The following is a 12,434-nucleotide window of genomic DNA, read 5'->3' on the forward strand; positions in this document are numbered from 1 at the left end:
CGAATCAGCCTATTTAGGCTATTTTTTCCACCATTTCTGGCGTTATTTCCGGTTTTTACTGAGATCTCTCCCACTGACGTATCATTTGGTCCACCCGAAACAGGTTGGCCAGGGTGAATAACATCGCCAGTTGGTTATCGTTTTTCAGCAGCCCCTTGTATCTGGCTTTCACGAAGCCGAACTGCCGCTTGATGATGCGAAACGGGTGCTCCACCCTGGCACGGATGCTGGCTTTCATGTATTCGATGTTGATGGCCGTTTTGTTCTTGCGCGGATGCTGCTTCAAGGTTTTTACCTTGCCGGGACGCTCGGCGATCAGCCAGTCCACATCCACCTCGGCCAGCTCCTCGCGCTGTGGCGCTCCTTGGTAGCCGGCATCGGCTGAGACAAATTGCTCCTCTCCATGAAGCAGATTACCCAGCTGATTGAGGTCATGCTCGTTGGCCGCGGTGGTGACCAGGCTGTGGGTCAGGCCACTTTTGGCATCGACACCAATGTGGGCCTTCATGCCAAAGTGCCACTGATTGCCTTTCTTGGTCTGATGCATCTCCGGATCGCGTTGCTGCTCTTTGTTCCTGGTAGAGCTGGGTGCCTCAATGATGGTGGCATCCACCAAAGTGCCTTGGGTCATCATGACGCCTGCTTCGGCCAGCCAGCGATTGATGGTCTTGAACAATTGACGGGCCAGTTGATGCTGCTCGAGCAGGTGGCGGAAATTCATGATGGTGGTGCGATCCGGCAGGGCGCTATCCAGGGATAATCGGGCAAACAGGCGCATGGAGGCGATTTCGTACAGGGCATCTTCCATGGCACCGTCGCTCAGGTTGTACCAATGCTGCATGCAGTGAATACGCAGCATGGTCTCCAGCGGATAGGGCCGTCGGCCATTGCCCGCCTTGGGATAAAACGGCTCGATGACAGCGGTCATATTCTGCCATGGCAGAATCTGCTCCATGCGGGAGAGGAAAATCTCTTTTCGGGTCTGACGGCGCTTAGTGCTGAATTCACTATCGGCGAAGGTGAGTTGATGGCTCATGATGTCCCTCTGGGATGCGCTCCGGATGAATATGATGATCTCATATCAGGAACTTGTTCGCACCTTCCTTAGCTCTAAGCGGTTCAAAAAAATATTTTGAGATAATAGCACGAGAATCGTTCGAAAAAGATTTTTATTTAACTCCTTACTTAGATGCTTTCCAATCTTCTGACGATACGAAAATTGGTTCCTTTGCTTTAAAATTGGCAAATAAACATAAGAAAGGTTGGTTTGCAATGAAAGTTGTTGAGAAACTTGACCACAATTTCCCTATCCCTATGGCTTTGTGTAAAGCACTTGGATTTACCAGCGATTTTAATAAGTTAACTCTCGCAAGAGTGATTAAATATAGGTGTGATTATTACACTAAAACTTTAGGTGATAATATAATCGAAGTGGCTTTCTCAGATGATAGCCTTGAATATATTGTTGACAATATAGAACCAGTTTTGGATATTTTCAAAGGACACTATAGCAATGATCCTTTAGTGCATCTTTTAATGGAGGCGTAATAATGGACGATGAAAAAAAAGAATTATTAAAGATCAAAAAAAATCTTTTTGTCTCTGCTTGCCCAGGCGCAGGGAAAACTAAGTTTCTTTTGGGTATGCTTGGCGATAATATTAGGTGTGACTCAGGGTTTAAGTGGCATATAGTTCTTACACATACTAATGCTGCCGCCGATGAAATAAATTTACGATTAGATAACCAAAACATTCTAAATGATAGAGTTTGGTGTGGAACAATACATTCATTTTTACTCGAGTGGGTGGTAAGAAAATATGCGGGGGCAATGGCTAGAACAAAAGATGGAGTAAGGTTAATATCTGAGCGTGAACATCGTGACTTAATACGTAAGATTGAGAAGGAAAAATTCCCCAGTACAAGATTAAAATTTAAATGGGATGAATATGGTGATCCTCATGTTGAGCCATTTTGTTTATTAAATGAGCCTGAAAAAATAATTGATGCTCAAAAAAACGAGGCAATAGTGTGTGAGGAATATGAAAAAAATAAGATAGATGCAAGCCTCATAGATTTTAACGACATATTAACTCTTAGCCTGGAATTTTTGACTCAAAACGAGAAGATCGCAGAGTATTTATCGAAACTTATAGGTTATATTTACTTGGATGAGTCTCAGGACACTAGTTATATCCAGTTGGAAGTTCTTTCATTTATTACAAGATATAATAAAACAATAGTTCTTGTTGTGGGTGATAATGATCAAGCTATATATCAAGATCTTGGTGTGTCTATAAAAGATGAAGTTAGTATTAAGAAAATACTCAAACTCGATGAGTTGGAGGTAAGGCAACTTACGGGATGTTACAGATCTACAAAATCATTAGTAGATTACTATAAAAAATATTCTTATTCGAAATCGAATATAGAATCTATCCGTGAGGATTTAGGTAAGTCACCTATTATTAGACACACATTGCAAACTGATTTGGCCGGTAGGGTGATGAATCTTATTGAGGCATATAATAAGTCTAAAGGTAGTGTTGAGAGTTTGGCTATAATAGGTCCGAATAGATATTACTTAAATGATCTTATCAATAGTATTTATGAACGTTCAAATGAGTTTGTATTTGATTTTTTTTCAACCAATCCTTTGTATACATTGAAAGATACCATTTATAATGATCTTGTTCGTCTTGTGTTGCTTGATGTGTCAGTTAATAATTACAGAGCCAGACATGCGTTATGCATTTCTATAAAAGACAAACTTCCTGAATTTGATGGTTTATCTTGTAGTGACTTGAAAAAAGCAGTAAAGCAATTCAATACAAAGCGAACTGTTTTTATTCTTTGGTTAAAAGATTTTTATGAGTTCCTTTTATCTGCTTTACCTCATTCTCCAAAAATAAATTCTGATTATTTGATCTGTCAGTCCAATCTTTCAGCTTTTCCAGTAAAGGCTGACATAATTTCAATACGAAAAATAATAAATAAAGAGGCTAACGTTGTGAAAGTGACAACAATACATGGTTGTAAGGGTGAAGAATACGATTATGTAATATCTATTGGATATCATGATCAAGTTGTTCCCCATTCTTCGGCGGTTGAAAAGGGTGCTGAATACTCAGAAAGCATCGCAAAAAGATTAATGTTCGTTGCATTTTCGCGCGCTAAAAATCACATGAATATATATATCGATGACCGGAGAGTTGTTAGCCCTTATTTTATAGCTGATACTTGACTTGAAGAGAAACAGTGTTCTTCTGTTTTTCATATGTACCACAGCGCGCAATGCTCTGCCCGCTAAAGGGGCCGCTTTTAATGCAGATGCAATAGCGACCTCAGACCGTACCAGAGATAGCACTGTAAATAGAACGACTCACTTTTAAATATCGTCCGGTTGTAGTAGTCAACTAATTATGGCCACTACAAACTCAATAACTATCTTTTTTCTCCGTCAGTACGCTCACGGTCAATCTTTGTCAACGATGCATTAAGTTGATGTTCTGTCATTCCATGTTTGTATGCATTGTATTGCCAGATTACAAACTGCTGTTTGTACCTCCGGTTTTCTTCTTTAAGCTCTTCGATTTCACTTCCAAGATTCACAATCCTGGCGGCTGCAATATTCAAACTAGCTGGGCGCGGATTTTTGCGGCCCCTGCCTTTCAGCGCCTCTTTTTTTGTTTGATAGGCAGTCACTATTGCCTCATGTGCATTAAGGGATTGCCTTGATGGTAACTTTCCTACCAATGGCTCTGCCGCCTCACAGATTGCTAACCAAGACAATTTTGGTTCTTGCCATCCTCGAATTAGGTTCACGATGGAATCAATATCTCTATTATTCAGATGTTTAGCCAAAACCACCTCCTAGAAAAGTTGTCAAATCATCTAACATCACAGCTTCTTCGCTTGCTTTTCCTTTCTGCTCAATGGACTCAATGGACTTCTTTTCTGCAACACGCCGAAGCTGACTGAAATCATTGCCCCGAAGCTTAATCTGCGCACCATTTTCAATATCTGGCTCTTCTAAAATAGCGACTAACTCCCGAAGTCTGGTGACGGTTTTCTTGTGGTACTGATACCAGCGATCAGCCCCCATCTCGCCGCTTGCCACAGCCGTTTCGGCAAGCGAAAACAATCGTTCCGACTTCACCAGCCGTCTTTTAATTCGATCTAATTTTTCTGTATCATCGCCCTTGATACAAACCTGCTCAATACAATTGACGCAATCTCGGAACTTCTCACAGGGGCTCATGGTGTAGTCATGTACACAGTAGCCATACTCCGTCACATGGACTGAGGAATGCTCTAATGTATTGAATTCCTGCATAGTCACGGGCAAATGCTTTGCCACCTCGCCGACAGGCCCAAATAGCGCTTTTGTGGGGTCTAGGCGTTCAGCCATACCAACCAGCTCGTATTCGGTCATGTGGTTGTAAGTTCGATTCTGCTTAACATCGGCCCGCCCTGACCACTTGGCAATTTCCAGGTTTGACAGTCCGCCGCGCTGGGCAATGGTGTTGAGCAGGTGCCGTGCCTGATGCGAGGTCATTTTAACCCGTTCTCCGTTTTCAGCACGATAACCATGGCGATCAAAGATGCTGGCATGTTTTCCATCCAGAGCCTCACGAGGCACCAGATCATTGTTGCAGAAGTTATTGGTTGGCTTATGTAATTCAACCGGTAGGCATCCTCGGTTTCCGTGGAGCTGATTAGCATTTAGTGCAAACAAGGCATTGCTGTACTTAATTTCCTTGTCTTTATCAAACCACGGAAAGTCAACAGGCAAACGCGCCATAGTATGCTGCCACAGGCTGTTTAACGTATGTACATAATCTTCTTTAGCTAAACGTCGATTACCAAGAGACGACCTACACGTCTTTTTTGAGTCATGTGCGAAACCTAGCGCCATACAAGCCTGCTCCATCGTCAATGGCTCATCATCAGCGATATCGGGGCAGCTAGCATGTCGGTAAAACTTATTCGGGTGTTTCTCAATCCACTTGGCCAGCTGACGGGCATCCTCTGACAACTTTTTCGCTCTGGCGATGGCTGTTTTAGCAACTGAGACCATCACCGTTGGTATCCATTTGATATCGCCCTCGTAGCCTTTTCCTGAGAAAAAACGCCAGCCATAGCGTTCTATCCCTTCACGATCCGTTTCACACACCTCGCAATCCACAGGCAGAGCTAACACTTCAGTAATGCGTGAAGGTGCTGACATCAACATGGCAAAAACCGATGTTGTAAATATGTCTCGCTCATGAATTGGGTCATTGGCAAAAATTTCCGCCAACGCATTAAGAGCAATATCACTCGGAAGTTTCTCTTCCCTATTTTTCTTCGCCTCTCGGCCTGTTTTGTTCTTGTCCTCTACACGCTTAATTGGATTGACCCAATTTTGCATAGCACTTGATACAAGCTGGTTTTCAGTTAAAAACTTAGCCAGCCGCTCAATCTCACGGCCGCAATGATATGCTGAACCATCGGAGTAGTGCTGCCTTGCCAATTCAGCTGCTTCGTCCAGGACAGAAATCGATATGCCATCAATATTTGCGTTCCCGTTTACTTGAAGCAAAGCCGCTTCGACCGAACGGAGAGCCTTACTTTCATTCTTTGTCCCCGTGGGATGATGCCCCTGCTGGTAACGGAAATAGGCTTTGGCGAAATCAATGAACTCAGGGTTTTGTACCTCTCCCTGCATGGGCTTTCGCGTAATAATACCTAACTTGGAAAACACAGTTATGTTTGGCCAAACAGCATCTTCCCAATTTAGATCAGAACCGAATACAGTCAATTGATCTCGGCACTTGGATATGAATGCTTCAAGGTTTTCTGCTGCTGCCAGTGTAGCCTTTGGCTTGAACAGGAAAAGCTCAGCCATTGGTTATTTCCCCCTGTGGACTAAGCTCTTCGCGACGTTTTACACAACGTATGATCACATCTGCCACAGCGATAATGCTGCGATCAAGTACGGCAGCAATCTGTATGTCGCCAGTTATCTCTTTCACCCGTTCACGCTCGTTGAGCAGACCCTCATAGACCTCCTCATGTGGGCCATCCAGCCAAGGCTGGAAATGCATGCAGGTGTAGCAAGGAATAGGAATATTGGCACCACAAAAGCCATGTTCTCCACAAGTACCAACACCCTGGCCCATCTCGGTCCGAATACGACTGGTAGGATCGTTACCTCGATGCGCGTCCCTCTCTGAATCGACAAGTACCCCGACAAAGGCCTGAGCGTATGGTGCCAACTGGAAGCCAACCGCCTCATCAAGCTTTTTCACATGTTCGGGGATATTCTTAATGTAAACGCCTGCGTTTTGGGTGTCCGTATGGTCAAGCAGTTCCGCAATCACCAACTCGCCAAAGCCTTCCCGGGCAGCTCGTGTGCCCGTGGTATAACGAAAACGACGAGCATTGATATGCAATAGCTCACCGGTTCGTTCCGACCGGATATCGGACTTTTCTACGATGTACTGAAGTGTGTAAGTTATCTCTGCTGCGGGGATGTGGAGTTTGTCGGTAGCAAGCAGTTGGCGGAATTCATAAGGAGATTGGACGGCAGCTAACACATTAAGATCCGGAAACAGAGGAATTTGCTGCCGATCATCTTCCTGCAATTCAAACCCCAGACGCTTCTCAACCAGTGCAATTGCATTCCTTGCCTGAGCATTCAGGATAGCCCATAGTTCAAGTGATATCGCGAAGGGCTTGAAGTTTGTTCGGAAAGTGCTGCTGCGCTGTTTAGCTCGCGGCACATTCAACACATAGAAGGGTTCTCCTTTACCATTTTTGCCACAAAGGACATCGACCACACGAAGTAACGATATTTGGATGGGACGACGTCCCGTATGACTGATACAAAGTGTCATAGCCAACTCAGCTATCGTAATTAAGCTCTTTTCATAAGCCCGAATAGCCCCCTCATTAACTGCTGTCAGCTCATTATCCGTCAGAGGCCCCTCTCGAGGATCCATGCGCTTAACCGCATCCCCCTTACGATTACCCTTTAGCGTCCAGCCATCTAGCAATCGGATCACCTCCTTACTGATGCCGGGATAGCCCAGTTCGTGCCAGGATCGAAGAAAGCCACGGATAGTTGCCAGATACCATTCTGTTGCAGGCGACAGCATCGACCGATAATTAATCAATACAATATCAGTAATTTCTCTCGCGCCAGTCTTTCGCAGCATGTGCTGAAACCGTTCAAAAATATTTTTTGTATGAGAAGAAGAACGATTGGAAGCATAAAACGCCAGTGTCCGCAGGCAGCCATCTAGCGACCCATCTGGCAAGTAATAGTGAATATCAGCAAGGTTAATAGTGATATTTCTATCCAATGTCCACGATGTGTCATACAGCAGAAAAGAGTAGCCATTGGCGCTAGCACGGATTTGCTCGGATGCTAATGCAGATAAGGAGTTATTCGTCATCATTCTTCATGTCCTCTGGCAAGCGGGTGCCGCTACCTTCTTGTAATGCCAGAGCGGCCTCAAAACCTTTTTGCCGAATGAAGCGTTTGTTGTAAGTCGCTGCGGTTCCTGAGCCATCCCTCCAGCCCATTAAATACGAACGGAGTTGTTCTTGGCGTTCCTCGCTGACTTGCTCATCCATGGCATCCATTCTTTCTGAAAACTTGCGATTCCAGGTGTGACGGAGCGAGTGCCCTGTCGCTGCATACAACTGCGGTGATACAGTCCTGACCACAGAAAAAATTTTGTGGTATCCCCCTTTGGAGATAGGATTTCCCACAGTTGGCCCTGGCTTGTAAGTCACAAACAGGTAGTCATTTTTCTTCGCATTTCGGACTTTCCGGCGGTCTTGAATGATATAACTATGCAGTTCTTGAACTAAGGATTCAGCCAACGGTAAGAGCCGTTCTCTGGTTTTAGCATTAGGCTGATTGGTTCTAGAGTCAACCCGCTCATCTGCTCGCCTAACGATACGGATCCTGTTAGTACTAAAATCAACATCCTGTATTCTGATATTCAATAATTCACCACCTCGAATACCAAGATAAAACAGAAGCAAGATCATCAGCCGATTCCGGCGCTGCACATCTATTGAGAAAGGATTTGACTCCGATCCAGGCTGGATGACTTCAAATAGCGAATCCAATTGAACATCACTCAATGACCTGTCTTGCAACTCACTGCTTCTGTGCTTTTTAGACGGTCGGCGCGTCTTTATTTGCTGCGCCATAGCATTGATCTGTTCGACAACTTCCAGTTCTGCCGTCTTTAAGATATGCATCGCATACCAGTGTAAATAGTTGGCAAACGTTGTCAGCCGGGAATGCTGTGTCCCGTTATCAACGGTATCGGTCATCACATCTGCCAACCAAGGGGTAGAGGACGCTATTAATGGCCTCTTTCCTTGTTTGCACTGAGCAAAATCTCGCAGATCGTCCAGCTCATGTGGTCTGAAGAAGTCCTTGGTCAAAAACCGCTGCTCAAGGTCAATGTCTCGACTCTCTACAAAGCTTAACAACATAACAAGGTTGCTAGCCGCCGCCAACATCGTTGAAAAAGCATCCCCTCTATTGCGGATTTGAGTTGTTAGAAACAGAGTGGGGTAATACAGGGGAAGGCCAGAAGAACGATCCACCACCATGCAGTAGCGCTCACCACTATCCATAACAAATTTTGTAACCCCGTAGAGTTTCTTCATGCGCACACAACCAACAAACTTTACATAATTGCAAGGTGAACGATGCACCAAAGATTGTCAATTAATGCTTGACGATTTTCCAAGCTCAATAAATAAAAAACCCCTGAATTAACAGGGGGCTGTGTATTTATTCTTTACAAATAACTCTCAGGTCAACTCTAGAACGGAATATCGTCGTCGAAATCCATCGGCGGTTCGTTAGACGGCGCTGCCGGAGCGGACTGCTGCGGACGAGACTGCCCGCCGCCGCTGAACTGATTGCCGCCCTGCGGCTGCTGAGGCTGACCCCAACCACCCTGCTGCTGGCCACCACCTGCCGGAGCACCACCGCCCTGACGACCGCCCAGCATTTGCATGGTGCCGCCAACGTTAACAACAACTTCAGTGGTGTACTTTTCTACGCCGGACTGATCGGTCCATTTGCGGGTACGCAGCTGACCTTCGATATAGACCTGGGAACCTTTACGCAGATATTCACTGGCCACTTCCGCCAGTTTGCCAAACAGCACAACGCGGTGCCATTCAGTCTGCTCTTTCATTTCACCGGTCGCTTTATCACGCCAGGATTCGGAAGTAGCCAGCGTAATGTTGGCAACTGCGCCACCATTCGGCATATAGCGTACTTCCGGGTCCTGGCCCAGATTACCGACGAGAATCACCTTGTTTACGCCTCTGCTGGCCATGATCGTGTCTCCTGAAAAACGTTACTGAATAAGTGTAAGCGCGGGATTGTAGCATTTCCAATAGCGCTTTTACTACGTTGCGAAGTTGATTCCAGTAAACAACCCCCGCCAGACATTGTTGCACAGGAACATGCGTTTTGCATTCCAATACTGTATATCCATTCAGGTCAGGTTGTGTCATAATTAACCGTTTGTGATCGCCGGTAGCACCATGCAGCCAGGCAAAAAAGCGTTTAATCCGGGAAAGATGAATGGATAAGATCGAAGTTCGGGGCGCCCGCACCCATAATCTCAAAAACATCAACCTCGTCATCCCGCGCGACAAGCTGATTGTCGTCACCGGGCTTTCGGGCTCAGGCAAATCTTCGCTCGCTTTCGACACCTTATATGCCGAAGGGCAGCGTCGTTACGTTGAATCCCTTTCCGCGTACGCGCGTCAATTTCTGTCGCTGATGGAAAAACCGGACGTCGACCACATTGAGGGGCTCTCTCCTGCCATCTCAATTGAACAAAAATCGACGTCCCATAACCCGCGATCCACGGTAGGTACAATTACCGAAATTCACGACTATCTGCGTCTGCTGTTTGCCCGCGTTGGCGAGCCGCGCTGTCCGGATCACGACGTTCCCCTGGCAGCGCAGACCGTTAGCCAGATGGTGGACAACGTCCTGTCCCAGCCGGAAGGCAAACGTCTGATGCTGCTGGCACCGGTAATTAAGGAGCGTAAAGGCGAGCACACCAAAACGCTGGAAAACCTGGCGGGCCAGGGCTATATCCGCGCCCGTATCGACGGCGAAGTGTGTGACCTTTCCGATCCGCCCAAGCTTGAGCTGCAAAAGAAACACACTATTGAAGTGGTGATTGACCGCTTTAAAGTTCGTGACGATCTCACCCAACGACTGGCTGAATCCTTTGAAACCGCGCTGGAACTGTCCGGTGGTACGGCGGTGGTCGCCGATATGGACGACCCGAAAGCGGAAGAGCTTCTGTTCTCCGCTAACTTCGCCTGCCCTATCTGCGGCTATAGCATGCGCGAACTGGAACCTCGGCTGTTCTCGTTTAACAACCCAGCGGGCGCGTGTCCAACCTGTGACGGTCTCGGCGTACAGCAGTATTTCGATCCTGACCGGGTGATTCAAAACCCGGAACTGTCGCTGGCCGGTGGTGCTATTCGTGGTTGGGATCGCCGTAACTTCTATTATTTCCAGATGCTTAAGTCTCTGGCTGAACACTATAAATTCGACGTTGAAGCCCCATGGGCCAGCCTGAGCCCTACCGTGCATAAAGTGGTGCTGTACGGTTCGGGTAAAGAAAATATCGAATTCAAATACATGAACGATCGCGGCGATACGTCCGTACGTCGTCACCCGTTTGAAGGTGTGCTGCACAATATGGAGCGTCGTTATAAAGAGACGGAATCCAGTGCGGTACGCGAAGAATTAGCCAAATTCATCAGTAACCGACCGTGCGCCAGTTGTGAAGGGACGCGTTTACGTCGCGAGGCCCGCCACGTATTTGTTGAAAATACGCCGCTGCCTGCAATTTCTGACATGAGCATCGGTCATGCAATGGATTTCTTCAACAATCTGAAGCTTGCGGGTCAGCGGGCGAAGATTGCCGAGAAAATTCTTAAAGAGATTGGCGATCGTCTGAAGTTCCTGGTCAACGTCGGCCTCAACTACCTGACGCTATCGCGGTCGGCGGAAACGCTATCCGGCGGTGAGGCCCAGCGTATTCGTCTGGCAAGCCAGATCGGCGCGGGTCTGGTCGGTGTAATGTACGTGCTGGATGAACCGTCTATCGGTTTGCATCAGCGCGATAACGAGCGTCTGCTGGGTACGCTTATCCACCTGCGTAATCTGGGTAATACCGTCATTGTAGTCGAGCACGATGAAGATGCGATTCGCGCCGCTGACCACGTTATCGATATCGGCCCCGGCGCGGGTGTTCACGGTGGTCAGGTCGTCGCCGAAGGGACGCTCGACGACATCATGGCAGTGCCTGAGTCGCTGACCGGCCAGTACATGAGCGGTAAGCGCAAGATTGAAGTGCCTAAACAGCGCGTTGCGGCTGACCCAGAGAAAGTGCTGAAGCTCACCGGCGCACGCGGCAACAACCTGAAAGATGTCACCCTGACGCTGCCGGTAGGTTTATTTACCTGCATTACCGGGGTTTCCGGTTCGGGTAAATCGACGCTGATTAACGATACGCTGTTCCCGATTGCGCAGACGGCGCTGAACGGTGCGACGCTGGCTGAACCTGCGCCGTATCGCGACGTTCAGGGCCTGGAACATTTCGACAAAGTGATCGACATTGACCAAAGCCCGATTGGCCGTACGCCGCGTTCTAACCCGGCAACTTACACCGGCGTGTTTACGCCAGTGCGCGAACTGTTTGCCGGCGTGCCGGAGTCACGTGCACGCGGTTACACCCCGGGGCGTTTCAGCTTTAACGTCCGCGGCGGACGCTGTGAAGCCTGTCAGGGCGACGGCGTGATCAAAGTCGAAATGCACTTCCTGCCGGATATCTACGTGCCGTGCGATCAATGTAAAGGCAAACGCTATAACCGCGAAACGCTGGAAATTAAGTACAAAGGCAAGACTATCCACGAAGTGTTGGATATGACGATTGAAGAAGCACGCGAGTTCTTCGATGCCGTTCCGGCGCTGGCGCGTAAGCTGCAAACACTAATGGACGTTGGCCTGACGTACATCCGACTGGGTCAGTCCGCTACCACACTCTCGGGCGGCGAGGCGCAGCGCGTGAAGCTGGCGCGCGAACTGTCAAAACGCGGTACCGGGCAAACGCTGTATATTCTCGATGAGCCGACCACCGGTCTGCATTTTGCGGATATTCAGCAACTGTTGGACGTGCTGCATCAGCTCCGGGATCAGGGCAACACCATCGTGGTGATTGAGCACAATCTGGACGTGATTAAGACCGCTGACTGGATTGTCGATCTCGGTCCGGAAGGTGGCAGCGGCGGCGGCGAAATTCTTGTCTCCGGCACACCAGAAACAGTCGCTGAGTGTGAAGCCTCACACACGGCACGTTTCCTCAAACCACTGTTGTAA

9 protein-coding genes are annotated in these 12,434 nt (G+C 47.6%); 3 read left to right on the forward strand and 6 right to left on the reverse strand.

Going from position 1 to position 12,434, the window contains the following annotated elements; genetic code table 11:
- Positions 1 to 55: 55 nt before the first annotated feature.
- The gene (locus SK39_RS09795; protein ID WP_032637327.1) at positions 56 to 1,036 is read right to left on the reverse strand and encodes an IS5-like element ISKpn26 family transposase; all 981 of its coding nucleotides are present in this window, start codon (positions 1,034 to 1,036) and stop codon (positions 56 to 58) included.
- Between the two features lie 53 nt (positions 1,037 to 1,089).
- On the opposite strand from SK39_RS09795, the gene SK39_RS27100 reads away from it, so the two are divergent.
- Together SK39_RS27100 and SK39_RS09805 are read left to right on the forward strand one after the other, a co-directional pair.
- The gene (locus tag SK39_RS27100) at positions 1,090 to 1,548 is read left to right on the forward strand and encodes a hypothetical protein (RefSeq protein ID WP_048216960.1); all 459 of its coding nucleotides are present in this window, start codon (positions 1,090 to 1,092) and stop codon (positions 1,546 to 1,548) included.
- Positions 1,549 to 1,550: 2 nt separating this feature from the next.
- Positions 1,551 to 3,242 carry a UvrD-helicase domain-containing protein gene (locus tag SK39_RS09805; protein ID WP_048216961.1) on the forward strand — a complete coding sequence of 564 codons (1,692 nt, stop codon included), beginning with the start codon at positions 1,551 to 1,553 and terminating at the stop codon, positions 3,240 to 3,242.
- 200 nt (positions 3,243 to 3,442) lie between these two features.
- On the opposite strand, the gene SK39_RS27385 is transcribed toward SK39_RS09805, so the two are convergent.
- The 5 genes from SK39_RS27385 to ssb1 form a co-directional block, all read right to left on the reverse strand.
- The gene (locus SK39_RS27385) at positions 3,443 to 3,862 is read right to left on the reverse strand and encodes a hypothetical protein (protein ID WP_048216962.1); all 420 of its coding nucleotides are present in this window, start codon (positions 3,860 to 3,862) and stop codon (positions 3,443 to 3,445) included.
- Positions 3,855 to 5,888, reverse strand: a complete 2,034-nt coding sequence (locus tag SK39_RS09815) for an integrase (RefSeq protein WP_048216963.1) — start codon at positions 5,886 to 5,888, stop codon at positions 3,855 to 3,857. Before SK39_RS09815 ends, SK39_RS27385 begins: the two co-directional genes overlap by 8 nt.
- Complete coding sequence (locus SK39_RS09820) at positions 5,881 to 7,443, reverse strand: site-specific integrase (RefSeq protein WP_048216964.1); 1,563 nt, start codon at positions 7,441 to 7,443, stop codon at positions 5,881 to 5,883. The genes SK39_RS09815 and SK39_RS09820 overlap by 8 nt, the downstream gene beginning before the upstream one ends.
- Positions 7,430 to 8,677 (reverse strand): tyrosine-type recombinase/integrase, encoded by a 1,248-nt coding sequence (locus SK39_RS09825; protein ID WP_048216965.1) that lies wholly within the window; start codon positions 8,675 to 8,677, stop codon positions 7,430 to 7,432. The genes SK39_RS09820 and SK39_RS09825 overlap by 14 nt, the downstream gene beginning before the upstream one ends.
- 158 nt (positions 8,678 to 8,835) lie before the next feature.
- Positions 8,836 to 9,360: a single-stranded DNA-binding protein SSB1 gene (ssb1, locus tag SK39_RS09830; RefSeq protein ID WP_046671365.1), complete on the reverse strand. Its 525-nt coding sequence runs from the start codon at positions 9,358 to 9,360 to the stop codon at positions 8,836 to 8,838.
- 251 nt (positions 9,361 to 9,611) lie between these two features.
- Here ssb1 and uvrA point away from each other — a divergent pair, with 251 nt between their 5' ends.
- A complete protein-coding gene (uvrA, locus tag SK39_RS09835) occupies positions 9,612 to 12,434 on the forward strand; it encodes an excinuclease ABC subunit UvrA (RefSeq protein ID WP_003031720.1) in 2,823 nt (940 codons plus the stop codon).

The sequence above is a fragment of the Citrobacter sp. BIDMC107 genome, from assembly GCF_001037575.1.
GTDB classification, from domain to species: domain Bacteria; phylum Pseudomonadota; class Gammaproteobacteria; order Enterobacterales; family Enterobacteriaceae; genus Citrobacter; species Citrobacter freundii.